Source organism: Embleya sp. NBC_00888 (genome assembly GCF_045207655.1).
Lineage (GTDB): Bacteria > Actinomycetota > Actinomycetes > Streptomycetales > Streptomycetaceae > Embleya.
This window is the reverse complement of sequence record NZ_CP108784.1, coordinates 5,364,631-5,388,960: the sequence shown is the minus strand read 5'-3', so window position 1 is coordinate 5,388,960 and position 24,330 is coordinate 5,364,631. Positions and strand designations below refer to the sequence as shown.

Here is a 24,330-nt window from a genome sequence, read left to right as displayed (position 1 = left end):
CTCCTGGGCGGAGGGCCGGGAGGCATGCCGAAGGCATGGTTTTTGCGCCCACCCGCTTACCCGTTGCGCAAGGTGCGGAGGCTGTGGAATTCGGGCGAGAGGTGGAGCCGGGACGGCCTCGCGGCGCGGGTGGCGGGTAGGGACGAACACGCGACCCGCGACCGGCGGTGGCCGAGCCGCGGAATTCGGCCGGGGAGTGGAGCCGAGCCGGCCTCGCAGCGCACGTGGCGGGAAAGGACGAACATGCGATGCGCGGCCGGCGGGCGCGGGTGGGGCGGGTGGTCAGTCGGTGGTGGGACGGACGTGGACCACGTCGCCGGCGCCGACCGCGGTGGGGCCGTCGGTGGTGGTGACCAGGAGCCGGCCGTCGTCGTCGATGCCGGTGGCCGGACCCTCCAGGGTGCGGTCCGCCGGGAGTTCGACCCGGACCCGGCGCCCGATCGTGGCGCACGCGTCGGTGTAGGCGGCGAGCAGGCCGCTCGTACGCGCGTCGCCGCCGGCCAGCCGCCAGCGGGTGTACCAGTCCTCCAACTCGCGCAGGATCGCGCGCAGGATCGGATCCCGGTCGATGCTCTCGGCCCCGGCCAGCAGCAACGAGGTCGCGGTCGGTACCGGCAGTTCCTCCTCGCGCAGCGAGACGTTCAGGCCGATGCCCAGCACCACGCCCGCGCCGGCCCGCTCGGCCAGGATCCCGGCCAGCTTGCGTTCGCCCACCAGCAGGTCGTTGGGCCACTTCAGCCGCGCCTGCACACCGGCCACCCGGGACACCGCCGCGGCCGCGGCCACCCCGGCCAGCAGCGGCAGCCAGCCCCAGCGCGCGACCGGCACCTCGTTCGGCGCCAGCGTCACCGACACCGCGATGCCCGAGCGTGGCGGCGCGCTCCAGCGCCGGTCCAGCCGGCCCTTCCCGGCCACCTGCGACTCGGCGACCAGGATCAGGCCCTCCGCCTCGTCCGCCCTGCGGGCCAGGTCGACATTGGTCGATCCGGTCTCGGGCAGCACGTCCACCTCGCGCCACAACCCACCCGGTACCAGCAGGGCCCGGCGCAGCGCCGCCTCGTTCAGGGGCGGGCGGTCCAGATCCGTGAAAGGAGAGTCCATCCGATCACCCTAGAAGGCACCGCGGGGCAGGGCGGTGATGCTCGCCGGCGTGGCGCGGCTACGCTACCGATCGCCGCCGTTCGACTTGACAGGAGCCAGCACGATGGACCCAGTACAGGGCGATCCCGACATCCACACCACCGCCGGGAAGCTGGCCGACCTCGAGCGTCGCATCGACGAGGCGGTTCACGCCGGAAGCGCCCGAGCGGTCGAGAAGCAGCACGCCAAGGGCAAGATGACCGCGCGCGAGCGGATCGAGTACCTGCTCGACGAGGGCTCGTTCGTCGAACTCGACGAGTTCGCGCGGCACCGCTCGACCAACTTCGGCCTGGAGGCCAACCGCCCCTACGGCGACGGCGTCGTGACCGGTTCCGGCACGGTCGACGGTCGCCAGGTGTGCGTGTTCTCCCAGGACGTCACCGTGTTCGGGGGCAGCCTGGGCGAGGTGTACGGCGAGAAGATCGTCAAGATCCAGGACCTCGCGATCAAGACCGGCGTCCCGCTGGTGGGCATCAACGAGGGCGGCGGCGCGCGCATCCAGGAGGGCGTCGTCTCGCTCGGCCTGTACGGCGAGATCTTCCGTCGCAACGTGATCGCCTCCGGGGTGATCCCGCAGATCTCGCTGATCATGGGCGCGGCGGCCGGCGGCCACGTGTACTCGCCCGCGCTCACCGACTTCGTCGTGATGGTCGACCAGACCTCGCAGATGTTCATCACCGGTCCCGACGTGATCAAGACGGTCACCGGCGAGGACGTCACGATGGAGGACCTCGGCGGCGCGCGCACGCACAACAGCAAGTCCGGCAACGCGCACTACATGGGCGCGGACGAGAAGGACGCCCTGGAGTACGTCAAGGGCCTGCTGTCCTACCTGCCGAGCAACAACCTGGAGGAGGCCCCGTCCTTCGACGAGGCCGCCGACCTGGAGACCACCGACCACGACCGCGAGCTGGACACGCTCATCCCGGACTCGGCGAACCAGCCGTACGACATCCACACGGTGATCGAGCACGTCTTGGACGACGCGGACTTCCTGGAGGTCCAGCCGCTGTTCGCGCCGAACATCGTGGTCGGCTTCGGCCGGGTCGAGGGTCGATCCGTGGGCATCGTGGCCAACCAGCCGATGCAGTTCGCCGGCACGCTGGACATCGACGCGTCCGAGAAGGCCGCGCGCTTCGTGCGCACCTGCGACGCGTTCAACATCCCGGTGCTGACCTTCGTGGACGTGCCGGGCTTCCTGCCGGGCACCGACCAGGAGTGGAACGGCATCATCCGGCGCGGCGCGAAGTTGATCTACGCGTACGCCGAGGCCACCGTGCCCCTGGTGACGATCATCACCCGCAAGGCGTACGGCGGCGCGTACGACGTGATGGGCTCCAAGCACCTGGGCGCCGACGTCAACCTGGCCTGGCCGACCGCGCAGATCGCGGTGATGGGCGCGCAGGGCGCGGCGAACATCCTGCACCGGCGCACCATCGCCGCCGCCGACGATCCCGAGGCGACCCGCGCGCGGCTGATCCAGGAGTACGAGGACACGCTGTGCAACCCGTACGTGGCCGCCGAACGCGGCTACGTCGACGCGGTGATCCGCCCGTCCTCGACCCGGGCGCACGTGGTCAAGGCGCTGCGCGCGCTGCGCGGCAAGCGCGAGACGCTGCCGCCGAAGAAGCACGGCAACATCCCGCTGTAGTCGGACCACACCGAGTCGGTCCCGCGGCGCCGTGCGCGGCGGGCCGACCCGGTCAGGGCCTGGAGGTCCCCATGATCAAGGTGGTGCGGGGTGAACCCACCCCGGAGGAGCTGGCCGTGATCGTCACCGTGGTGGCGGCCAAGGCGCGCGGCGGCGGCGTCGCGCCGGAGCCGGCGGCGCCCTCGCAGTGGAACGCGCCGGCCCGGCTGGTGCGCCGGCAACTGCGTCCCGGGCCGGGGGCCTGGCGCGCGAGCGCCTGGCCGTCCTGACCGGGACCATTTCTGCGACGATCGACAATTCGGTCCATCGGCATATGCGTTGTCGGCCTATCGCACGACCCGACTTGAGTACCCGTACTCAAGATCGCACCGTGATGCGCGGCCCACGATGGACGCATGCGTGAGCGTGACGAGTTCTCCGAGGAAACCCGGCGCGCCGTGGCCCAGCTTCGGCGCGCCGTGTGGATCCTGCCCGTGGTGGTGATCCTCGGCCTGCTCCTGCTCGGACTGTGACCGGCCCGCGATCCGGCGCCCGGTACGTTGGCGGCATGACCGACCGCACCCCCTCCCGTTCCCTCGTGCTCGCCTCGGCCTCCCCCGCACGCCTGAAGCTGCTGCGCGACGCCGGGCTGGATCCGAAGGTCGTGGTCAGCGGCGTCGACGAGGACGCGCTCACCGCCGCCTCCCCGCGCGAACTCGCGCTGCTGCTCGCCGAGGCCAAGGCCGACGCGGTCGCCGCCGACCTGGGCGGCGACGAACTGGTCCTGGGCTGCGACTCGGTGCTGGAGCTGGACGGTCGTGCGCTGGGCAAGCCGGTCGACGCCGCCGACGCGCTGGCCCGCTGGCAGGCCATGCGCGGACGCTCCGGGGTGCTGTTGACCGGGCACTGCGTGATCGACCGCCGCAGCGGCCTGCGGGTGTCCGACGTGGGGGCCACCACGGTGCGGTTCGGCACGCCGTCCGACGACGAGGTCGCCGCCTACATCGCCACCGGCGAACCGCTGCACGTGGCGGGCGCGTTCACCCTGGACGGGTACGCGTCGCCGTTCGTGGACGGCATCGACGGCGACCCGGGCAATGTGATCGGCCTGTCGTTGCCGCTGCTGCGCCGGCTCCTGGACGGCGTGGGCGTGCGGATCGTCGACCTGTGGACCTGATCGGGCGATGCGGCCCGGGGCGCTCCCGCCCCGGGCGCTGACGTGTCCTCAGGAGCCGGATCCGTCCGGCCGGTTCAGGTCCCGGCGGACCGGGCCGGGGCCCAGGTTGGGCAGCCCGGACGACGGCGGTTGCGGTTGGTACGAGCCGGCGTTGGGCTGCTGCGGCAGATAGGGCTGCGGGGCGGGTTCGGCGTAGGCGTTCGGGGCCCACGGACCGCCACCGGGCACCGGGGCGCCGACCGGGCCGGATCCGGGCCCGCGCCCGCGCCCGGGACCGGATCGCGGGGGCGGCGTGGGCGTGCCGCGCATCCCGGCCAGGACCGCCAACGGCAGCGCGATCGCCGCGAGTACGAGCAGCGGCAGCGGTACGCCGCCGGGCTTCCTGGTCAGCCACTCCACCCACTCGTAGTCCGCCGACGCGGCCTGCAGCTCCGGCCACACCGGTCCGCACGCCGCGCCCAGCCCGAACCCCGCGATCGCGGCCTCCGGGCGCAGCCCGCCGACCACCACACCGATCGCCGCCGCGCCCGCGCAGCGCACCGCGAGCTGATGCCCGGAGCCGGCCGCCGGACCGATGAACTCGGCCAGGACCAGGGCGAGTGCGGCCAGGCCGATCGCGTACGACCCCAGCATGCGGGCCGCGACCGCACCCACGATGCCCGCGACGGCGAGACCGAGCAGCCACGGCACGTATTCGCCCGGCCCGTCCAGGCCCAGGCCCGGGTTGCCCTCGGTGCGGTCCCAGGCGAACAGCGCGGCCGGGAACGCGGCCAGCCCGACCGCCATCGCCAGCAGCGCGCCCGCCACCGAGCGGATCCCGTCCACCCGGTAGGTCAGCAGCGCGGCGACCAGGCAGCCGGCCAGCGCCACGATCGGCCACAGACCGAGCACGCGGGGCTTGTCGTCGCCCATCACGACGGTCGCGGCGGACACCCCGACGCCGGCCAGCCCGAGCAGGAACACCCCGCCGAAGGCGCCCGCTTGGGACTCCTGCCAGCCGCGCCCCGGCGGCACCAGGACCCGACCGGTGGGCAGCAGGATCAGCAGGTAGCCGAACGCGGCGAGCGGCAGCCAGGTCTGTAGACCGGCACCGGACTCCCACATCGGGTCGAGCACGTCCCGCCCGCCGAGCACGAACAGCAGCGGCACACCCGCCGCGAGCGTCGCCGCGAACGCGGCGTTCAACGGCGCCTGGTGCCGGGGCACCGCCAGGTGGATCCACAACACCACGCCGACCAGCACCTGGACGGCGAAGCCGAACCGCAACAGGTACACGAAGCCGAGCCAGCGCGCGTCGCCCGAGCCGTCGTAGTGCGTGGCGATCGGGTCGAGCGCGGTGGTCAGCGCGGCACCGGCCAGGCCGATCACCAGCACGCCGCCGACCGCGCCGCGGCGGTGGGTGAACACGCTGTCGGTGAGCCCGACCCCGCCGATCACCAACGGCACCGCCCACGGCAACAACACCGCGATCAGGTCCCACACCGACCAGTCGCCGGCGCCCGGGCTCACCGGCGCCGGCGCCGATCCGTACGTGTCCGGGTCCGCGACGGCCGGGGCCGGTGCGGACGGGTCGATGCCGGCCCGGAGCAGTACCAGGGCGGCGGCCGTGCCGAGCACGACCAGCAGCACCCCGGGCACCCACTCCAGGGACAGCCGGCCCACCGGTTCGGGGCGCCGCGCGCGGCCCTCCGCGAATCCGGCGCCGGCCTCGTAGGCCTTGCGTACCACTCCGCCGGCCATGGCCGTCTCCCCCGGGTCGATTTACACGCAGCTTAGGGAAGGACGACGCTCGTCCGCTCCCGAAGCGGGAGACGCGGACCCGCCTGTTTCGGATTCGCCGGAAGTCCCTCGACCATCCCTCGGAACGTCCGTGCGCCGGCCCCCGCGCGGGCCCGTCGATCGCCGGACATTACCTCGGAGGGAATCGACCGCCCTACCCGGTCTCCAGCACAGTCGTCGATGTCGGCAATCGACCCTGGAGGATCCCATGAGCGCCCAGTCCCTGCACTCCACACTCGCGGCCGCCGATTCCGGCGAGGACGGCTCCGTCCGCGGCGACACCGGCCTGTTGCGGATCGCACTTCGGCTCGACGCGATCGCCACCGGCGCGGTGGGCCTGGCCGCGCTGGTCGGCTGCGCCGCCTTCGACGGCGCGCTCGGCCTGTCCACCGCCTTCCTGGCCGGGCTCGGCGCCTTCCTGGTGCTGTACGCGCTCGGCGTCTGGCGGGTGGCCACGCGCGCCACGCCGCATCGCACCGCGGTGCGCGTGGTGATCGGACTCAACCTGCTGTGGTTCGCGGACAGCGTGCTGACGGCCGTCGCGGGCTGGATGGACCCGACCGGTCTGGGCACCACGTTGATCGTGCTCCAGGCGATCGCGGTGCTCGGCTTCGCCGACCTCCAGATGTTCGCCCTGCGCAAGGCACGCAAGTCCGTGCGATGACCGTACGCAGAGGAGCCGGCGGACCGTTCCGGACACACCGCGCCGAGATCGTGGAACACCGCGTACGGTCTGGTGCCATGAGTTCGGGAAGCGCAAGCGTCGTCACCGAGCGGCCCGCCGGCCGGCGGTCGAGCGGCGAGCTGATCCGCCACTGGCGGCAACACCGGCGGTTGAGCCAGTTGGAGTTGTCCGTGGAGGTCGAGGTGTCCACCCGGCACCTGAGCTTCATCGAGACCGGTCGCGCGGTGCCCAGCCGGGACATGGTGCTGCGGCTGGCCGAATACCTGGAGGTCCCGCTGCGCGAACGCAATCGCATGTTGCAGGCGGCGGGCCACGCGCCGGTGTACAACGAGAGCCGCCTGGACGCGCCGGAGCTGGACGCGGTGATGGCCGCGATGCGCCAGATCCTGGTCGGGCACGGCCCGTTCCCGGCGGTGATCGTGGACCGGGCGTGGAACATCGTCGACGCGACGCCGAGCATCGCGCTGTTCACCGAGGGCGTCGCCCCCGAGTTGCTCACCGACCCGCTGAACGCCTACCGGGTGAGCCTGCACCCGGAGGGCATGGCGCCGCGGATCGTCAACCTCGCGCAGTGGCGCGCGCACCTGCTGCACCGGCTGCGTCGGCAGGCCGCGATCACCGCGGACCCGCTGGTCCGGGCGCTGTACGACGAGGTGAGCGGCTACCCGGGCGGCGAGCCGCCGAACGCGGCCGGTCCCGGTGCGCCGGCGATCCCGCTGGGCATCCGGTTCGGCGGGGAGGTGTTGTCCTTCGTCAGCACCGTGGCCACGTTCGGCACCGCGGTCGACATCACCGTGGCCGAGATCTCGATCGAGTCGTTCTATCCCGCGGACAAGCGCACCGGGCAGATCCTGCGCGAGTTGCACGGCGACTGACCGCGGGCGGCGCGGACCCTCTTACGGCGACCGACCGCGGCGGCACGCACCGGAGCCCCGGGTTCAGGCGCGGATCCGGTACCCCCACACCTCGGCGGGCTCGGTCGCCGGGTCGGGTTGCCACTCGCCCAGCCGGGCCCAGTCCCAGGAGCGGAACGCGGCGAGCGCGGCGTGGTTGTCCCGGTGCACCCGGACCGCGGCGAACTTCGCGTCGGTGCCCGCGAGCAGCCTCTCCCGCATCCGGCCGGCCAGCCCCTGCCGCCGGTGCTGTGGCACGACCATCAGGTCGACGATCACGAACACCTTTCCGGCCGAGGCCAGTTCGGCCACGTCCTCGGGCAGATCGCCGTGAAAGCCGGTCCACCAGCCACTCGCCCGTCGAGGCGGGAAGCCGTACGTGCAACCGGCCGCGCCGGCACCGTTCGCGACCACCATCTCGAACCCCGGCTGCTGGATGTGCTCGGCATAGCGCCGCAGGAAATCGGGGCGGCCCGGCGGATCCTCGCCGTAGCTCTTGACGTACGTATCCGCGACGGATTCCCGCTGTTGGTCGGCCTGCCAACGGGTCAGCCGGCGCAAGAACACCTCTGCCACCAGTACCTCCTGCCCAGGCATGGGATGCCGTAGACGCTCACATCGTGGCAGCCGGCCCCGCCCAGGGGAAACACCACGGCCCGAATACCCCCCGGTCGAGCAGCCGACCCACACCCGCACCCCCGCCCGAGTCGCGCACGAGCGCGACCGACACCTTGCCCGTCCGCCGGACGTCTCGGCCACGTCCGGCCCCCATCCGCAGCCCCCGCCGCGACCCGCTCCCGACGAGCCGCACGTCCCACCGCCCCCGCGCCAGGCGATCCGCGCGCGCCACTCCGGCCCACGAACCGCGCCAGGCGTCGGGCCTGCCGCGCGCCCCACCCCTGCTCCACCCCCGGCCCGCCGCCGGGCGATTCGCGCGTTTCGGCCTCCGTCGCCCGTGCGCGCTCGTAGCCTGCGCACGACAGACGCGAGGAGAGGGCGAATGACGCGAGACGTGCGGGAACCGGGCAACGCGTGGGACATGTGTGCCGAGGGTCACGACGACCACGAGTGGGTGTATCAGTACGGGCCCGACGGACCGACCGGCAATCCGTGGGCCAAGGCCTGCAAGCACTGCGGGAAGATGGCCGGGGCGAACGTACCCGAAAGCGGACTGCTCGGACACGCGTCCGGCGGCGATTGCCTGGGCGGCTGACCGGACCCGACAATAAACTGAAACACGTTACAGCCGTACCCGAGCGTCGGCGCCGACCTCGTCCGGAGTACGTTGACCCCACCGGCAACGTGGCCGGCAGCTCCACCGATGGCCATGAACGTGGCGGGTAGCCGTACCCATGACGAGGTGGGGCGGCCGAGGGTGCCCGCCTCCGAATCCCTAGACTCTCCGCAGTTGAGGAGGGAGCCAGATCGTGCGCAAGGTACTCATCGCCAACCGTGGGGAAATCGCGGTCCGCGTCGCCCGAGCATGCCGGGATGCCGGTATCGCCAGTGTGGCCGTCTACGCCGAGCCGGACCGGGATGCTCTGCACGTGCGGGTGGCCGACGAGGCCCACGCGCTCGGCGGGAACACTCCGGCCGAGAGTTACCTGGACGTGGCCAAGGTATTGCGGGCCGCCCAGGACTCGGGCGCGGACGCCATCCACCCCGGATACGGGTTCCTGTCGGAGAACGCGGAATTCGCCCAGGCCGTGCTGGACGCCGGCCTCACCTGGATCGGACCGCCGCCGCAGGCGATCCGCGACCTCGGTGACAAGGTGGCCGCCCGACACATCGCCCAGCGGGCCGGCGCGCCCCTGGTCGCCGGCACCCCGGACCCGGTCTCGGGTGCCGAGGAAGTGGTGGAGTTCGCCAGGGCCAACGGCCTGCCGATCGCCATCAAGGCCGCCTTCGGCGGTGGCGGGCGCGGCCTCAAGGTGGCTCGCACCCTCGAAGAGGTCCCCGAGTTGTACGACTCGGCGGTGCGCGAGGCGGTGGCCGCGTTCGGCCGCGGCGAGTGCTTCGTCGAGCGCTACCTGGACAAGCCGCGGCACGTGGAGACGCAGTGCCTGGCCGACACCCACGGCAACGTGGTGGTCGTGTCCACCCGCGACTGCTCGCTCCAGCGCCGGCACCAGAAGCTCGTCGAGGAGGCGCCCGCGCCGTTCCTGTCCGACGAGCAGAACGCCGAGCTGTACCGCGCGTCCAAGGCCATCCTCAAGGAGGCCGGCTACGTCGGCGCCGGGACCTGCGAGTTCCTGGTCGGCCAGGACGGCACCATCTCCTTCCTGGAGGTCAACACCCGCCTCCAGGTCGAGCACCCGGTCACCGAAGAGGTCACCGGCATCGACCTGGTGCGTGAGATGTTCCGGATCGCCGACGGCGAGGTGCTCGGCTACGACGACCCGCCGCTGCGCGGGCACGCGTTCGAGTTCCGGATCAACGGCGAGGACCCGGGGCGCGGCTTCCTGCCCGCCCCCGGCGAGGTCACCACGTGGCTGCCGCCGTCCGGTCCGGGCGTACGCCTGGACTCGGGCGTCGAGCAGGGCTCGGTGATCGGCCCGGCGTGGGACTCGCTGCTGGCGAAGCTGATCATCACCGGCCGCGACCGCGAGCAGGCGCTCCAGCGGGCCAAGCGCGCGCTGGACGAGTTCGTCGTGGACGGCATGGCGACCGCGCTCACCTTCCACCGCGAGGTGGTGGTGGACCCGGCGTTCGCGCCCGAGCTCGACGGTTCGACCGACGCGTTCACGGTGCACACCCGGTGGATCGAGACCGAGTTCGAGAACACGATCGCCCCGTTCGGCGGCGGCGCGGACGGGGCCGACGAGGCCGGCGAGCGCGAGACCGTCGTGGTCGAGGTCAACGGTCGGCGGTTCGAGGTCACCCTTCCGGCGGGCCTCGGCGCGTCCGGCGCGGCGGTCCCGGCCGCCGGGAAGAAGGCGCCCAAGCGCGGCGGCGGCAAGAAGGCCGGCGCCGCGGCGAGCGGCGACTCGCTGGCCAGCCCGATGCAGGGCACCATCGTCAAGGTCGCGGTCGAGGAGGGCCAGGAGGTCGCCGAGGGCGAGCTGATCGTGGTCCTCGAGGCGATGAAGATGGAGCAGCCGCTCAACGCCCACCGGTCCGGCACGATCAAGGGCCTGGTCGCCGAGGTCGGCGCGACGGTCACGTCCGGCGCGGTGCTCTGCGAGATCAAGGACTGACCCGGGCGCACACCCACCGGGATCAGCCACGATCCCGACGCACGCCACGATCGCCCCCGCCCGACACGTCGGCGCGGGGGCGATCGTCCATGCGAGCGTCGGAGGGGGTTCGGCTCGGACCACTGGTTCCCGATCGCCACCGCCATCGCGGCCGGCGGCGCCGGAGCCGCCCTGGGCGTGCGGTGGTCCGATCGTCGACGTGGCGCCCGGTCGTCGCATCCGCCCTTGCGCGCCACCGCGTCGGGTGAACCGGCCGTCTTCTCGGTCCCGCCCGAGTTGCTCGAGCGGGCACGGTCCGAGTCGGTCGCGTGGCCGCGCGAAGACGTGATCGAACGACTCGCCGAGTCGACCCGGCGCACGCAGGCGCTCGTACCGGCCGAGCGGCCGGCCGCGTTGGCGGCACAACTGCGGGCCCTGGACGCGGGCGAGGCGGCTTCGTGGGTGCTGCGGGACGCCGACGATCTCCCCGATCTCCCCGATCTCCCCGATCTCGCGGGCGCGTGGGTATTGGTGTGGCACGGAGTCCGGGCGCTGGAAGTGGCCGCGGCGGCCGATTCCGTGGACGAGGTCGGCCCGGATCGTCGGTTCGAGGTGTCGGTGTGTCCGTTCGATCCGTTGCACGGCGCCGCGCACGCCACGATGCGGTGGGCGATGCGAGGACCGGCCGCGCCGGTACCGGCGTGCCGGCCGTGTCCGGTCGCCGGAAGCGAGCGCACGATGCCGGACATCCTCACCGCGCGGGTCGCCGACGGGGCGTACCTGCCCTACTACGAGGTCCCGGCGGAGCGGAGCGTGTGGTCGGCGACGGGGTTCGGTGCCTTCGGCGGGGACCTGGTCGAACAGGTGCGGCGCGCGTTGCCCGGGGGGCGCCGGGCGGTCGGCGGGTGACACCTGGCGGCAAGGTCCTGCTCACTGGTCGGGCATCACCCCCGGGACGCGCATGTCGCGCATCCGCTCCCCGTTGAACTCCGCACGGGCGCCGGGGACGGCTCGCTGCGGAAGGGGGGCGATGTGCACCTGTGCGCCCAGCTCGGCCAGGGCCTCGCTCTCCGGACCGGGAGCGTCCTCGTCGGTGACGAGGTGGGTGATCCGCTCGGGGGCCACCGTCTGGAACATGGTGTCCACACCGATCTTGGTGTGGTCGACCATGACGACGACCTCGTGGGCGGCCTGGATCAGGGCGCGGTCCACACTCGCGGACAGCATGTTGGGGGTGGACAGGCCACGCTCGGCGGTGAGCCCGTTGCCGGACACGAACGCGCGGCGCACGCGCAGACCCGCGAGGGCCTGTTCGGCTCCGCTGCCCACCAGCGCGTAGGACGACCCGCGCAGCGTGCCGCCGGTCATCACGACCTCGACCCGATTGGCGTGGGCGAGGACCTGCGCGACGAGAAGGGAGTTGGTGACCACGGTCAGGCCCGGGATCCGGGCCAGCCTGCGGGCCAGCTCCTGCGTGGTGGTGCCGGCGCCCACGACGATCGCGTCCCCCTCGTCGACGAGGGAGACCGCGAGGTCGGCCATGGCCGCCTTCTCCGCCGCCGCGAGGTGGGTCTTCTGCGAATAGCTCGGCTCACGGGACAGCCCACCGGGCAGTACCGCTCCACCGTGCCGACGGTCGAGCAGCCCTTCGGCTTCCAGGGCCCGCACGTCCCGCCGAACCGTCACCTCGGACGTCTGGACCACCCGGGCGAGTTCCCGAAGGGACACCGCTCCGTTGGCCCGCACCATTTCAAGAATCAGTTGACGACGCTCTGCTGCGAACACGTGACGAAGGTAACGCGAACGACCGGCTCTTATCAGCCGCTTGCGACTCTTACCCGAACTTGTTCATCAAAGTGATAAGACCGCTTCGGTTTCCGGGCGCAGCGAAGCCGCAGCGTTCGCGAGGGCCAACCATAACGCTGCTCACCGGGAAGCGGATAGCACTGCTGTACACAGATTTTGATTCCGCGTCAGCCGGACTCGACGGACGCCGAACACACCGCGAGGAGGCGATCACACCCGGTCCGATTCGAGTATGCGCGGCGGCCCCGAAGGACAGCGGATGTTCGAGAAAAGCCACCCGTAAGTGGAGTGCACAGGGGCGCGGAATCCGAATTACGCGCGCCCCCCGCGCGCCGGAGCCACCCGGCCCGGGCTGCGATGATCTTGACATCGGGGCCGCCCGGGGTGTCCCGCGCCGATAAGGATCGACCCGACACCCCGGGATCCACCCGGCGGATTCGACCCGGCCGATTCGGCCCCGGGTCAGGAACGCTCGCGCCGGTGCAATTGCCGGGCGGCTTCCGCGATCGAACCCGAAAGCGAGGGGTAGACGGTGAATCCGCTGGCGATCTGGTCGACCGTCAGGTGCAGGTCCACCGCGAGGGCGACGGTGTGGATCAACTCGCTCGCGCGCGGCGCCACGATCACACCACCGACCACGATGCCGGTGCCCGGCCGACAGAACAGCTTCACGAAGCCGTCGTGAATGCCCTGCATCTTGGCCCGCGGGTTGCGCGACAGCGGCAGCTTGACGCCGCGCGCGTCGATCTCGCCCGCGTCGATCGCGGCCTGGGTATATCCGACCGTGGCGATCTCGGGGTCGGTGAACACGTTCGAGGACACTGCCTTGAGGTTCAGCGGGGCCACCGCGTCGCCGAGCATGTGGTACATCGCGATCCGGCCCTGCATCGCCGCCACCGACGCGAGCGCGAACACGCCGGTGCAGTCGCCCGCCGAGTACACCCCGTTCGCGGTGGTGCGCGAGACCCGGTCCACCCGCACGTGTCCGGTGTCCTTGAGGAAGACGCCGGCCTCCTCCAGTCCGATGCCCGCGGTGTTGGGGATCGCGCCGACCGCGACCAGGCAGTGGCTGCCCTCGACGATCTGACCGTCGGTCAGGGTGACGATGACGCTGTCCCCGTCCCGCTTGACGCTCTCCGCGCGCGAGCGCGACATGACCCGCATCCCGCGCCGCCGGAAGACGCCTTCGAGCACCTCGGCCGCGTCCGGGTCCTCGCCCGGGAGCACCCGGTCGCGACTGGAGACCAGGGTCACCTTGGAGCCGAGTGCCTGGTACGCACCGGCGAACTCGGCGCCGGTGACCCCGGAGCCGACCACGATCAGCTCGCGCGGCAGCTCGGACAGGCCGTACATCTGCTTCCAGTTCAGGATCCGCTCGCCGTCCGGCTCCGCGCCCGGGATCTCGCGCGGGTGGGCGCCGGTGGAGATCAGGATCGCGTCCGCGTCGAGCGTGCGCTCGGAGCCGTCGGCGAGGTCGGCCACCACGCGGCGCGGCCCGTCCAGCCGGGCGGTGCCGCGCAGCACCCGCACGCCGGCGCGGGTGACACTCTGCGCGATGTCGTTGGACTGGGCCTTGGCCAGTTGCAGCACGCGTCGGTTGACCACGCCCAGGTCCACGCCCACGATCGGGCGATCCAGCGTGCCCGGCGTGCCGTCGTCGACGTAGATGCCGAGCTCGTGGTGCGAGTCGGCGAAGTTCGTCATGACCTCGGCCGTGGCGATCAGGGTCTTGGACGGGACACAGTCCGTCAGTACCGCCGCACCACCCACCCCTTCGCGCTCTACCACCGTCACCTCGGCTCCGAGCTGTGCCGCGACCAAAGCCGCCTCGTACCCGCCGGGTCCTCCGCCTACGATCACAATCCGAGTCACGGGTGTCATTCTCTCCCATGACCGCGCGTCGCGTAGGCTGCGGCCATGCCCCTCTACGCCGCGTACGCAAGCAACCTCGACGCGCGGCAGATGGCTCGGCGTGCCCCGCACTCCCCTCTGCGCCACACCGGTTGGCTGCCCGGCTGGCGGCTGACCTTCGGCGGCGAGCAGTTGGGCTGGGACGGATCGCTGGCCACGGTCGTCGAGGACGAGTTGTCCCAGGTATTCGTCGCGTTGTACGACCTGGCCGAGATGGACGAGCCCGACCTCGACCGGTGGGAGGGCATGCCGTTGGGCCTGTACCGCAAGGTCCGGGTCCGGGTGGAGTCCCTGTTCGGCGAGCAGGTCGCGTGGCTGTACGTGCTCAACGACTACGAGGGCGGCCTGCCCTCGGCGCGCTACCTCGGCATGGTCGCCGAGTCGGCCGAGTCCGCCGGCGCCCCCGACGACTACGTCAAGGAACTCCGCAACCGCCCCTGCACGTAGCCCGCGGCGCACCCGGCCGGCCCGAGGACCGAACCGGCCGGCCGACCGGGCCGGAGGCGGCCCGCGGCCGGCCGACCCCGGGTGTGCACACCCGCCGCGTCGAGGTCGCGCGCGTCCCCGAGTGGCGAGCGACACGATCCCGGTCCGACCCGATCGTCTGAACGGACGTATCGCCACCAACCCACACCAGTCGACCCCCGCTGTCATTGCGGTCGTATCACAGTCTTCTACGCGCATAGACCCCGCCCGCGCCCTTTGCGGGTGCAGCATTTACGCTCATCGATGTGAACGTATTGGATAGCCACGACCCGTACACGGCCGCCGCCGAGGCCGCCGAAAGCCTTCAGCGGCTCACCGGTGCCGCGACGCACGACATCGCGCTCGTCATGGGCTCTGGCTGGGTGCCCGCCGCCGACATGCTGGGCGACCCGGAGCACGAGTTCCCGGTCACCGAGCTGCCCGGCTTCCCGCCGCCCGCCGTCGAGGGCCACGCCGGCACGGTCCGCTCGCTGGTCATCGGCGACCGCCGCGCGCTGGTCTTCCTCGGCCGCACCCACCTCTACGAGGGGCACGGCGTCGCGGCCGTCGCGCACGGCGTGCGCACCGCGGTCGCGGCCGGCTGCAAGGCCGTCGTACTGACCAACGGCTGCGGCGGCCTGCGCCCGTCCTTCGTGCCCGGTCAGCCGGTGCTGATCAGCGACCACATCAACCTGACCGCCGCGTCGCCCATCGTCGGGGCCAACTTCGTCGACCTGACCGACCTTTATTCGCCGCGGCTACGCGCGTTGTGTCGCGAGGTCGAGCCCGACCTCGAAGAGGGCGTGTACGTGCAGTTCCCCGGCCCGCACTACGAGACCCCGGCCGAGATCGGCATGGTCCGCGCGATCGGCGGGCACCTCGTCGGCATGTCCACGACCATCGAGGCGATCGCGGCGCGCGAGGCCGGCGCCGAGATCCTGGGCATCTCGCTGGTCACCAACCTCGCCGCGGGCATGACCGGCGAGCCGCTCAACCACGAAGAGGTCCTGGCCGCCGGACGCGCGTCCGCCGAGCGCATGGGCCGACTGCTGACCCAGGTGCTGCCGCGCATCTGAGCGCCCGCAGCACCGTTCCCGTCCTCTTTGATCATTCCGCACCGAGGAGTCCGTGTTGAGCGACGTCATCGAGATCGCACGCGCCTGGCTGGCCGAGGACCCGGACCCGGACACCCGGGCCGAACTCGAGGCGTTGCTCGAGGCGGACGATCGGGAGGGCCTCGCGGATCGTTTCGCCGGGTTGCTCCAGTTCGGCACCGCGGGGCTGCGCGGCGAATTGGGCGCCGGGCCGAACCGGATGAACCGCGCGGTGGTGATCCGCGCGGCGGCGGGTCTGGCCGCGTACCTCAAGACCGCGTACGTCACCAACACCGCCGCGCCCGCCGCGACCCGCAACGCGGTGGTGATCGGGTTCGACGCACGGCACAAGTCCGACGTGTTCGCCCGGGACACCGCCGCCGTCATGGAGGCGGCCGGGCTGCACGCGCTGCTGCTGCCCCGCCCGCTGCCCACACCGGTGCTGGCCTACGCGATCCGGCACCTGGGCTGCGTCGCGGGGGTGATGGTCACCGCGAGCCACAACCCGCCGCGCGACAACGGCTACAAGGTCTACCTCGGCGACGGGTCGCAGATCGTGCCGCCCGCCGACGCGGAGATCGCCGGGCACATCGCGGCGGTCCGCTCCCTGGCCGACGTGCCGATGGCCGAGGACGGCTGGGAGACCCTCGGCGAGGCGTTGATCGACTCCTACCTCGACCGCGCCGTGACCGTCGTCGACCCGGCCGGGCCGCGCGACGTGCGGATCGTGCACACCGCGATGCACGGCGTGGGCACCACCGTGATGCTCGGCGCGTTCGACCGCGCGGGCTTCGCCGACGTTCGACCGGTGCCCGAACAAGCCGATCCGGACCCGGACTTCCCGACCGTGGCCTTCCCGAACCCGGAGGAGCCCGGGGCGATGGACCTCGCGTTCCGCGCCGCGCTCGCCGAGGACGCGGACGTGGTGATCGCCAACGACCCGGACGCCGACCGGTGCGCGGTCGCGGTACCGGACCCGGCGGTCGCGGGCGGCTGGCGGATGTTGCGCGGCGACGAGGTCGGCGCCCTGCTCGGCGACGAGGTGGCCCGCCGGGGCACCGACGGCGTGCTGGCCACCACGATCGTGTCCTCCTCGCTGCTGGGCGCGATCGCGCGCGCGAACGGCATCGCCCACACCGAGACGCTGACCGGCTTCAAGTGGCTCGCCCGCGTGCCCGACCTGGCGTTCGCGTACGAGGAGGCGCTGGGCTACTGCGTGGACCCGGTCGGGGTGTGCGACAAGGACGGCGTCACCGCCGCGCTGATGCTGGCCGAACTCGCGGCCCGCGCCAAGCGGGACGGCCGCACGCTGCCCGACCTGCTGGACGCCGTCGCGACCCGGTACGGGCTGTACGCGACCGACCAGTACTCGGTGCGGGTGGACCGTCTCGAGTCGATCGCGGACGCGATGCGGGGGCTGCGCGAGCGGGCCCCACGCACGCTCGGAGAGCTGGCCGTGACGAGTGCCGAGGACCTGTTGCACCCGCCGGCCGACGGCCTGCCGCCCACCGACGGCCTGCGCTACACGCTGGCCGGCGACGGCGCGGACCTGCTCGCGGGCCGCGTCGTGGTGCGTCCCTCCGGGACCGAACCCAAGCTCAAGGCCTACCTGGAGGTCGTGGTCGACCCGAAGCGGATCGCCGAGGTCGGTGTCGACGGCGCCCGCGCGGCGGCGCACGCGGCGTTGGAGCGGCTGAAGCGGGACCTGGCCGCGACGCTGGGCATGTAGGACGCCTCCCGGCCGACGCGGACCGGTGGGCGAGCGGGGCGGGACGGTCGATCGACCGTCCCGCCCCGCTCGCGTACGACCCGAGGCCGAGCCGTTCGGAGGACGGACCCGGGGGCGCGTGGTACCGCGGTACGGGGCGGAGCCGGCCCTTCGGGTGGATGTGCCCGAACCGGTCGCCGGCGGATCGTGGAGGGGTCAGTCGATCCCCCGGCTCCCAGAGGACGCCATGAGCACCCTGTCCGAGTTCCCCGCCCCGAACACTGCCCCGCGCATCCGGCCGCGGCACGTCTGGCAGTGGGCGAAGGCCGGGCGTTCCGTCCCCGCGCTCGCGACCTTCGTCGGCCTGCTGATCCTGCCGGTGCTCGCGTTCGTGTCGGCCTATCCGCTGTTCTCGGGCGTCGCCGACGCCCTCTTCGACACCTCGGCGGGCGATCTCGCCGCCGGACGCGGCTTCGGCGGAGCGGTGGTCGAGCCGGTCACGGGCGCCGCGCTCGCCGTCACCGCCGCTCTGATCGTGCTCTACAGCGCCGCGCGCGTACTGCGCCGACGGGGTCGTTGAACGCGGCCGAACGACCGACGCGCACCACTCGCCGACCGGGCCCGCGCAGGGCTCGGTCGGCGTTCGTGTCCTCCCGGACCCGATCGGATCAGATCAGGCCCAGCACCAGCGAGGCCGCGCCCGAGAGCACGAGGCCGCCGAGGATCTCCATCGACCACTGGACTCGGACCGGGCCGGTGGACTTGGCGGCGAACTGTTCGCTCATCCCGCGCAGGTCGTCCACGACCTGGTCGGCGCGGGAGAGTTGGGGCAGGTCGTGCGCGCCGTGGCCGTACGGGTCCTCCGCCGCCGAGCGGCCCTGTTGGCGCAGCGCCCGCTTGCGTTCGCGCAGCGAGACCGGGATGGCCCAGATGTGGAACGACTTCTCGTCCGCGCGCACCTCGATCGAGTACTCGGCCCGGACCCGCTCCACCGCGCCCCAGGGCACCACGATGGTGCGGAACGGGTTGCGGATCACCAGGTGCTCCGGCCCGACCAGCACCGCCGAGCGCAGGGTGAGCGCGACCACCAGGACCGCGAAGAAGACCACGACGGCGACGGCGAGCCACTTGGTACTGCCTTCGCCGCGGATCAGCGTGTCGATCACCATCCACACCCCGGCGGCGATCAGAAGCACCCCGACGGCCATCGCCGGCCGGGAGCGATACGTGGTGATGTCCTCGTCGCTGCTCATGACCGGTGATTGTGCCGCACGGGACCGGTCGGGTTTGGCTCGACCGGACCACTGGGCCCGACGCTACGCGAGTAGATATGCTCGTCTTGTGAGCATGCCGTCTGCAATTCTCGCCGACCCGGCCGAGGTCACCTCGTCCGAAGCGGCCCTTCGACGCTTTCTGCACGGGCTTCCCGGCGTCGACAGGGTCGGGACCGAAGCGCGGGCAGCAATGCTCGCCACCCGCTCGATCAAGAACGAGGCCAAGGTCGCCGCGATCGACCTCGCCATCAAGATGATCGACCTGACCACACTGGAAGGTGCCGACACCCCGGGCAAGGTCCGGGCCCTGTGCGCGAAGGCGCTGCATCCGGACCCGGGCGCACCGGACGCGCCCCGGCCCGCCGCGATCTGCGTCTACGGCGACCTGGTCGCCGAGGCCAAGGCCGCGCTCGGCGATTCCGGAGTGCATGTCGCGGCCGTCGCGACCGCGTTCCCCTCCGGACGCGCCGCACTCGACGTGAAGCTGGCCGATGTCGCCCACGCGGTGGCCGCCGGCGCCGACGAGATCGACATGGTCATCGACCGGGGCGCGTTCCTGTCCGGTCGCTACCGGGCCGTCTTCGACGAGATCGTCGCGGTCAAGGCGGCGTGCGCCCGCAGCGCCGCCGCCGGTGGGGGCAGCGCCCACCTCAAGGTCATCCTGGAGACCGGTGAACTGTCGACGTACGACAACGTCCGCCGCGCGTCGTGGCTCGCGATGCTCGCGGGTGCCGACTTCATCAAGACGTCCACGGGCAAGGTCGCGGTCAACGCGACACTGCCGGTGACGCTGGTGATGCTCCAGGCGGTCCGCGACTTCCGCGAGGCCACCGGTACGCAGGTCGGCGTCAAGCCGGCCGGTGGGATCCGCACCACCAAGGACGCGATGAAGTACCTCGTGCTGGTCAACGAGACGGTGGGCTCGGACTGGCTGGACCCGGACTGGTTCCGGCTCGGTGCCTCCAGCCTGCTCAACGACCTCCTGATGCAGCGCCAGAAGCTGGCCACGGGCCGCTACTCCGGCCCCGACTACGTGACGGTGGACTGACAGCCATGGGCAACCCATTCGAGTACGCGCCCGCGCCCGAGTCGCGCGCGATCGTCGACATCGCCCCGGCGTACGGGCTGTTCATCGACGGAAAGTTCGCCGACGCGGCGGACGGCGGTCGGCTCAAGACGGTGAACCCGGCGACCGAGGAGGTGCTGGCCGAGATCGCGGTCGGCGGCGAGGCGGACGTGGACCGCGCGGTCAAGGCCGCGCGCAAGGCGTTCAAGTCGTGGTCGGCGTTGCCCGGCGCGGAGCGGGCCAAGTACCTGTTCCGGATCGCCCGGCTGATCCAGGAGCACGGGCGCGAGCTCGCGGTCCTGGAGTCGATCGACAACGGCAAGCCGATCCGCGAGTCGCGCGACGTGGACATCCCGCTGGTCGCGGCGCACTTCTTCCACTACGCGGGGTGGGCCGACAAGCTCGCGCACGCCGGCTTCGGGTCCGACCCGAAGCCGATCGGCGTGGCCGGTCAGGTCATCCCGTGGAACTTCCCGCTGCTGATGCTGGCCTGGAAGGTGGCGCCGGCCCTCGCGGGCGGCAACACCGTGGTGCTCAAGCCGGCCGAGAGCACCCCGCTGACCGCGCTGCGGTTCGCCGAGATCTGCGTCGAGGCCGGGCTGCCGGACGGTGTGCTGAACATCGTCACCGGCGCCGGCGAGACCGGTCGCGCACTGATCGCTCACCCGGACGTGGACAAGGTCGCCTTCACCGGCTCGACCGCCGTGGGCAAGGAGATCGCCCGCACCATCGCGGGCACCCGCAAGCGGGTCACCCTCGAACTCGGCGGCAAGGCCGCGAACATCGTCTACGACGACGCCGCGATCGACTCCGCCGTGGACGGCATCGTCGAGGGCATCTTCTTCAACGGCGGCCAGGTCTGCTGCGCCGGCTCGCGGCTGCTGGTGCAGGAGTCGGTGGCCGAGGAACTGCTGGCGAGCCTGACCCGGCGGATCAAGACGCTGCGCGTGGGCGACCCGCTGGACAAGAACACCGACGTCGGCGCGATCAACTCGGCCGCGCAACTCTCCCGGATCCAGGAACTGGTCGCGGCGGGCGAGGCCGAGGGTGCCGAGCGCTGGTCTTTGGCCGGCGAGCTGCCCGGCAAGGGCTTCTGGTTCCCGCCGACGGTGTTCACCGGCGTCACGCAGGCGCACCGGATCGCCCGGGACGAGATCTTCGGCCCGGTGCTCACCGTGCAGACCTTCCGTACCCCGGCCGAGGCGGTGGAGAAGGCGAACAACTCCGCGTACGGCCTGTCCGCCGGCGTGTGGACGGAGAAGGGCGCCAAGGCCCTGTGGACCGCGCAGCGGTTGCGGGCGGGCGTCGTGTGGACCAACACGTTCAACAAGTTCGACCCGGCCTCGCCGTTCGGCGGGTTCAAGGAGTCGGGCTTCGGCCGCGAGGGTGGCCGCCACGGGCTGGAGGCCTACCTCGATGTCTGAGCGCCTTGAGGTGTTGAAGACCTACAAGCTGTACGTCGGGGGCAAGTTCCCCCGGTCCGAGAGCGGGCGGGTGTACGCGGTGACCGACAGCAAGGGCCGGACCCTGGCGAACGCGCCGCGCGGCAGCCGCAAGGACGCCCGCGACGCGGTCGTCGCGGCGCGCAAGGCATTCCCGGGCTGGTCGGGCGCCACCGCCTACAACCGGGGCCAGATCCTGTACCGGATCGCCGAGATGCTGGAGGGTCGGCGCGAGCAGTTCGCGACCGAGGTCGCCGCGGCCGAGGGCATCGGCCGGACCAAGGCGCTCGCGTCGGTGGACGCGGCCGTGGACCGCTGGGTCTGGTACGCCGGGTGGACCGACAAGCTCGCCCAGGTCGCGGGCGGCGCCAACCCGGTCGCGGGTCCGTTCGCGAACTGGTCCACCCCCGAACCCACCGGCGTGGTCGCGGTGATCGCCTCGCAGCGCTCGTCGCTGCTGGGCCTGACGAGCGCGGTCGCGCCGGTGATCGCCACCGGCAACACCGCCGTCGTGCTCGCGGCCGGCGCCTCGGCGCTGCCCGCGTTGTCCTTCGCCGAGGTGCTCGCGGTGTCCGACCTGCCGGGCGGGGTGATCAACATCCTGACCGGGCACCCGGCGGAGATCGCCCCGACGCTCGCGTCCCACCAGGACGTCAACGCGATCGACCTGACCGGCGTGGCGCCGGACGCGGGAGTCGCGTCGGCGCGCGACCTGGAGATCGCGGCGGCGGACAACCTCAAGCGCGTGTTGCGCCCCGAGGCCAAGGAGCCGGACTGGTCGGCGGACCCGGGCACGGGTCGGATGCTGGCGTTCACCGAGATCCGCACGGTCTGGCACCCGACCGGGCACTGATCGCCGGACCGCTCCGGGCGGCGAGAGCGCGAGGACCGTCACCCACGCGGGTGACGGTCCTCGCGTCTTCAGGCCGCGAGCACGCGGTCGGCGCGGCTCTGCGTCGCCGGGCCCTTCGTGTCGGCGGGCCGCCGGGTGGAGAGCTTCCAGGTGGCCAGGACGCGGGCGATCACGACGACGGCGAAGAGGGCGAACAGAGCGGACATGCGATCAGATCCTCGGAGTTGCGAAAGTGCGGTCGCCGGGCGAACCGCCTTGCGAGACTCGACGCCAGCCGCGCGCGGCGACCGTCTCGGGCCTGTTGACGCGGCATCGACGCGGGTGAGGGCACTCCTGACGGGATCTTGACGAGTGGTCAGCGCAGCGACACCTCGGCGATCACCGCGGCGTGATCGGTGTGCGGCACGCGGTGTTCGGACACCGAGACCACCTCGATCCCGCCCGTGACCAGCACGTGGTCGATCCCGAACAGCGGCGGCAGGCCGTGGAAGTACGCCATCGGCCAGGTGCGCGCCAGGATCCGGCCGCGCTCCTCGTGCGCGTCCCGCAGCCCGGCGCCGGTGAGCGCGCGGAACGAGGCGTTGTCCGAGGTCGCGTTGAAGTCGCCGAGGAAGATCGCGGGCAGGGTGCGCCGCTCCGCCTCGCGGCGCAGCGCGTCCATGTCGTGGGCCCACTTCCCGGCCTGCCCGCGCATCGGCGGGATGGTGTGCACGCCCTGGATCCGGACCGGGCGCCCGTACACCTCCACGGTGGCGCCGGGCATCGGCATCGTGGTGCGCTCGGGCAGCAGCCGCTCCTCGGTCAGCGGCCGGCGTGCGTAGATCGCCAGTCCGGCCGCGCCGGGCTCGCCGGTCCCGGCCGAGTACGGGAGTTCCCGGGTGAGGCCGGCCCGCTCCAGGCCCGCCGCCAGTTCGGGCGTCAGCTCCTCCACGGCCAGCACGTCCACCCGCTCGCGGCGCACCAGGTCGGTGATCCGTACCGGATCCGCCTTGCCGAAGTAGGCGTTCGAGGTCATCACGCGCAACCGCGCGCCGCCGGGCGCGGGGCCGTCGGCGGGGGTCAGTCTCGGCAACATCCACAGGGTGTGGACGACCACCAGGCCCAGCGCGACGAGCAGGGTCAGCCGCATCCGCAGCAGCGCGGCCCCGAGCAGCACGAGCACCGAGGCCGCCGCCGCGTACGGGGCGAACACGGTCACGATCGCGACCGGCCACATCGCGTCGAACACGAGCAGCCGCGCTCCCGTCACCAGCACCGCGCCCGCGAAGATCAGGCCGACCACGCTGCGGCCGAAGGTGCGGGTGCGCCGGCGCACCCGCCACAGCCGAGGCGGCGGCGGGATCTCCCGCGCCGACTCCGTCTCGACCTCGGCGGTCACGGCCGGGTCCCTCCGTGCGTGGGCGGCGCCGGCGGAGCGGCCGGCCGGGGCGGCACGGCCGGGGTGCCGGTGCCCGGAGTGCTCGCGGACACGACGGTCCGCGGGCCGGTCTCGGAAACGGCGGTCCGCGGCCCTGTCGCGGCGCCGTGCGGCGGCGTGGACGCCGGCTCGGCACTCGGTTCGGCACTCGGTTCGGAACCCCTCGCCCGGGTCCGGTCCACGTCCGTCGGCGTGACGTGTTCACCGGTGGACCCGGCGTACCGGGTGCCCGTCCCGGAGTACGCCGGGTACTGCCCGGACGTGCTCACCGGTTGGCCGGCGCCCGTCGCGTCCCGCCCGTGCGAGAGCCACTCCCGATGCGGCAGCGACTTGCCGCGGGTGACCGTCGGCGTGACCGGCGCGCCCAGAACCACGATCAGGAACCAGGCGCACAGCGCGAACATCACCAGGACACCCACGTTGATCGTGCTCTGTTCGACCCGGGCCCCGGCCGGTATGTCGGCGAACCCGCCGCCGTCGTAGGCGAGCCCGCCCAGCGCCGCGGTGAGCCCCACGGCGCCCTGTACGGCGAGCACTCCGAGCGCGACACGTGTGATCACCCGGGCCCTGGGCGTGGGCCGGCCGGCATGGGTCGCCAGCAGCACCGCGCCCGCGAGCAGCACCGGCGTGAGCACGTCGAGCAGGGCGGACTGACCGCCGTAGGCACGCGCCCGGAAGCCGTGCACCCCCGAGCCCACGCCGAACAGGACGCGCAACGCGTCCACCGCCAACTGCAGTGCCACGAAGCCGACCAGCGCCCAAGCCGCCGGTTCCCGCAAACGATCCGTTTCCTGCCGCATCCGACTGCCTCCCC

Annotated in this window: 25 protein-coding genes; 16 read left to right on the top strand and 9 right to left on the bottom strand. The window is 72.5% G+C overall.

The window, feature by feature from the left end; all coding sequences use genetic code 11:
- Nucleotides 1-282: 282 nt before the first annotated feature.
- A complete protein-coding gene (locus OG948_RS23120) occupies nt 283-1,101 on the bottom strand; it encodes a biotin--[acetyl-CoA-carboxylase] ligase (protein WP_406298320.1) in 819 nt (272 codons plus the stop codon).
- 103 nt (nt 1,102-1,204) lie between these two features.
- Between OG948_RS23120 and OG948_RS23115 the strand changes: the two genes are divergently transcribed.
- From OG948_RS23115 to OG948_RS23100, 4 genes are all read left to right on the top strand, one after another.
- Nucleotides 1,205-2,791, top strand: coding sequence for an acyl-CoA carboxylase subunit beta (locus tag OG948_RS23115; protein WP_395866389.1), 1,587 nt, complete (start codon nt 1,205-1,207; stop codon nt 2,789-2,791).
- A 71-nt stretch (nt 2,792-2,862) separates the two neighbouring features.
- On the top strand, nt 2,863-3,060 hold the full coding sequence (locus tag OG948_RS23110) for an acyl-CoA carboxylase subunit epsilon (RefSeq protein ID WP_395866391.1): 198 nt from the start codon (nt 2,863-2,865) through the stop codon (nt 3,058-3,060).
- A gap of 126 nt (nt 3,061-3,186) precedes the next feature.
- Nucleotides 3,187-3,303, top strand: coding sequence for a morphogenic membrane protein MmpB (gene mmpB / locus OG948_RS23105; protein ID WP_395866393.1), 117 nt, complete (start codon nt 3,187-3,189; stop codon nt 3,301-3,303).
- Between the two features lie 35 nt (nt 3,304-3,338).
- Entirely contained in the window at nt 3,339-3,947 is a 609-nt protein-coding gene (locus OG948_RS23100) for a Maf family protein (RefSeq protein ID WP_406298318.1), read from the top strand.
- A 48-nt stretch (nt 3,948-3,995) separates the two neighbouring features.
- Here OG948_RS23100 and OG948_RS23095 read toward each other — a convergent pair whose 3' ends face one another.
- Nucleotides 3,996-5,687 carry a hypothetical protein gene (locus tag OG948_RS23095; protein WP_406298317.1) on the bottom strand — a complete coding sequence of 564 codons (1,692 nt, stop codon included), beginning with the start codon at nt 5,685-5,687 and terminating at the stop codon, nt 3,996-3,998.
- A gap of 247 nt (nt 5,688-5,934) precedes the next feature.
- Between OG948_RS23095 and OG948_RS23090 the strand changes: the two genes are divergently transcribed.
- Together OG948_RS23090 and OG948_RS23085 are read left to right on the top strand one after the other, a co-directional pair.
- Nucleotides 5,935-6,390: a hypothetical protein gene (locus OG948_RS23090; protein WP_406298316.1), complete on the top strand. Its 456-nt coding sequence runs from the start codon at nt 5,935-5,937 to the stop codon at nt 6,388-6,390.
- A 77-nt stretch (nt 6,391-6,467) separates the two neighbouring features.
- Nucleotides 6,468-7,286 (top strand): helix-turn-helix transcriptional regulator, encoded by an 819-nt coding sequence (locus tag OG948_RS23085; protein ID WP_406298315.1) that lies wholly within the window; start codon nt 6,468-6,470, stop codon nt 7,284-7,286.
- A 63-nt stretch (nt 7,287-7,349) separates the two neighbouring features.
- Here OG948_RS23085 and OG948_RS23080 read toward each other — a convergent pair whose 3' ends face one another.
- Nucleotides 7,350-7,880: a hypothetical protein gene (locus OG948_RS23080; RefSeq protein ID WP_395866403.1), complete on the bottom strand. Its 531-nt coding sequence runs from the start codon at nt 7,878-7,880 to the stop codon at nt 7,350-7,352.
- Nucleotides 7,881-8,304: 424 nt separating this feature from the next.
- Between OG948_RS23080 and OG948_RS23075 the strand changes: the two genes are divergently transcribed.
- From OG948_RS23075 to OG948_RS23065, 3 genes are all read left to right on the top strand, one after another.
- On the top strand, nt 8,305-8,517 hold the full coding sequence (locus tag OG948_RS23075) for a hypothetical protein (protein WP_395866405.1): 213 nt from the start codon (nt 8,305-8,307) through the stop codon (nt 8,515-8,517).
- A gap of 214 nt (nt 8,518-8,731) precedes the next feature.
- Nucleotides 8,732-10,501 carry an acetyl/propionyl/methylcrotonyl-CoA carboxylase subunit alpha gene (locus OG948_RS23070; RefSeq protein ID WP_406298314.1) on the top strand — a complete coding sequence of 590 codons (1,770 nt, stop codon included), beginning with the start codon at nt 8,732-8,734 and terminating at the stop codon, nt 10,499-10,501.
- Between the two features lie 225 nt (nt 10,502-10,726).
- On the top strand, nt 10,727-11,389 hold the full coding sequence (locus OG948_RS23065) for a hypothetical protein (RefSeq protein WP_406298313.1): 663 nt from the start codon (nt 10,727-10,729) through the stop codon (nt 11,387-11,389).
- A gap of 21 nt (nt 11,390-11,410) precedes the next feature.
- On the opposite strand, the gene OG948_RS23060 is transcribed toward OG948_RS23065, so the two are convergent.
- Both OG948_RS23060 and OG948_RS23055 read right to left on the bottom strand, forming a co-directional pair.
- On the bottom strand, nt 11,411-12,229 hold the full coding sequence (locus OG948_RS23060; RefSeq protein WP_020552647.1) for a DeoR/GlpR family DNA-binding transcription regulator: 819 nt from the start codon (nt 12,227-12,229) through the stop codon (nt 11,411-11,413).
- Between the two features lie 519 nt (nt 12,230-12,748).
- A complete protein-coding gene (locus OG948_RS23055; RefSeq protein ID WP_406298312.1) occupies nt 12,749-14,167 on the bottom strand; it encodes an NAD(P)H-quinone dehydrogenase in 1,419 nt (472 codons plus the stop codon).
- Nucleotides 14,168-14,203: 36 nt separating this feature from the next.
- On the opposite strand from OG948_RS23055, the gene OG948_RS23050 reads away from it, so the two are divergent.
- The 4 genes from OG948_RS23050 (at nt 14,204) to OG948_RS23035 (ending at nt 18,044) form a co-directional block, all read left to right on the top strand.
- Nucleotides 14,204-14,644, top strand: coding sequence for a gamma-glutamylcyclotransferase (locus tag OG948_RS23050; RefSeq protein ID WP_395866415.1), 441 nt, complete (start codon nt 14,204-14,206; stop codon nt 14,642-14,644).
- 284 nt (nt 14,645-14,928) lie between these two features.
- Nucleotides 14,929-15,738, top strand: coding sequence for a purine-nucleoside phosphorylase (locus tag OG948_RS23045; RefSeq protein ID WP_406298311.1), 810 nt, complete (start codon nt 14,929-14,931; stop codon nt 15,736-15,738).
- A 52-nt stretch (nt 15,739-15,790) separates the two neighbouring features.
- Nucleotides 15,791-17,485: a phospho-sugar mutase gene (locus tag OG948_RS23040; protein ID WP_406298310.1), complete on the top strand. Its 1,695-nt coding sequence runs from the start codon at nt 15,791-15,793 to the stop codon at nt 17,483-17,485.
- 226 nt (nt 17,486-17,711) lie between these two features.
- Nucleotides 17,712-18,044 (top strand): hypothetical protein, encoded by a 333-nt coding sequence (locus tag OG948_RS23035; RefSeq protein WP_406298309.1) that lies wholly within the window; start codon nt 17,712-17,714, stop codon nt 18,042-18,044.
- A gap of 88 nt (nt 18,045-18,132) precedes the next feature.
- Here the strand turns inward: OG948_RS23035 and OG948_RS23030 are convergent, their stop codons facing one another.
- The gene (locus OG948_RS23030) at nt 18,133-18,717 is read right to left on the bottom strand and encodes a PH domain-containing protein (protein WP_406298308.1); all 585 of its coding nucleotides are present in this window, start codon (nt 18,715-18,717) and stop codon (nt 18,133-18,135) included.
- Nucleotides 18,718-18,811: 94 nt separating this feature from the next.
- Between OG948_RS23030 and deoC the strand changes: the two genes are divergently transcribed.
- The 3 genes from deoC to OG948_RS23015 are packed head-to-tail and all read left to right on the top strand — an operon-like array spanning nt 18,812 to nt 22,099.
- On the top strand, nt 18,812-19,786 hold the full coding sequence (gene deoC / locus OG948_RS23025) for a deoxyribose-phosphate aldolase (protein WP_406300319.1): 975 nt from the start codon (nt 18,812-18,814) through the stop codon (nt 19,784-19,786).
- 5 nt (nt 19,787-19,791) lie between these two features.
- The gene (locus OG948_RS23020) at nt 19,792-21,228 is read left to right on the top strand and encodes an aldehyde dehydrogenase family protein (protein WP_406298307.1); all 1,437 of its coding nucleotides are present in this window, start codon (nt 19,792-19,794) and stop codon (nt 21,226-21,228) included.
- Nucleotides 21,221-22,099 carry an aldehyde dehydrogenase family protein gene (locus tag OG948_RS23015; protein ID WP_406298306.1) on the top strand — a complete coding sequence of 293 codons (879 nt, stop codon included), beginning with the start codon at nt 21,221-21,223 and terminating at the stop codon, nt 22,097-22,099. The genes OG948_RS23020 and OG948_RS23015 overlap by 8 nt, the downstream gene beginning before the upstream one ends.
- A gap of 68 nt (nt 22,100-22,167) precedes the next feature.
- Here the strand turns inward: OG948_RS23015 and OG948_RS23010 are convergent, their stop codons facing one another.
- From OG948_RS23010 to OG948_RS23000, 3 genes are all read right to left on the bottom strand, one after another.
- On the bottom strand, nt 22,168-22,305 hold the full coding sequence (locus OG948_RS23010; RefSeq protein WP_406298305.1) for a hypothetical protein: 138 nt from the start codon (nt 22,303-22,305) through the stop codon (nt 22,168-22,170).
- 149 nt (nt 22,306-22,454) lie between these two features.
- On the bottom strand, nt 22,455-23,477 hold the full coding sequence (locus OG948_RS23005) for an endonuclease/exonuclease/phosphatase family protein (RefSeq protein WP_406298304.1): 1,023 nt from the start codon (nt 23,475-23,477) through the stop codon (nt 22,455-22,457).
- A complete protein-coding gene (locus tag OG948_RS23000; protein WP_406298303.1) occupies nt 23,474-24,316 on the bottom strand; it encodes a hypothetical protein in 843 nt (280 codons plus the stop codon). Before OG948_RS23000 ends, OG948_RS23005 begins: the two co-directional genes overlap by 4 nt.
- Nucleotides 24,317-24,330 lie beyond the last annotated feature (14 nt).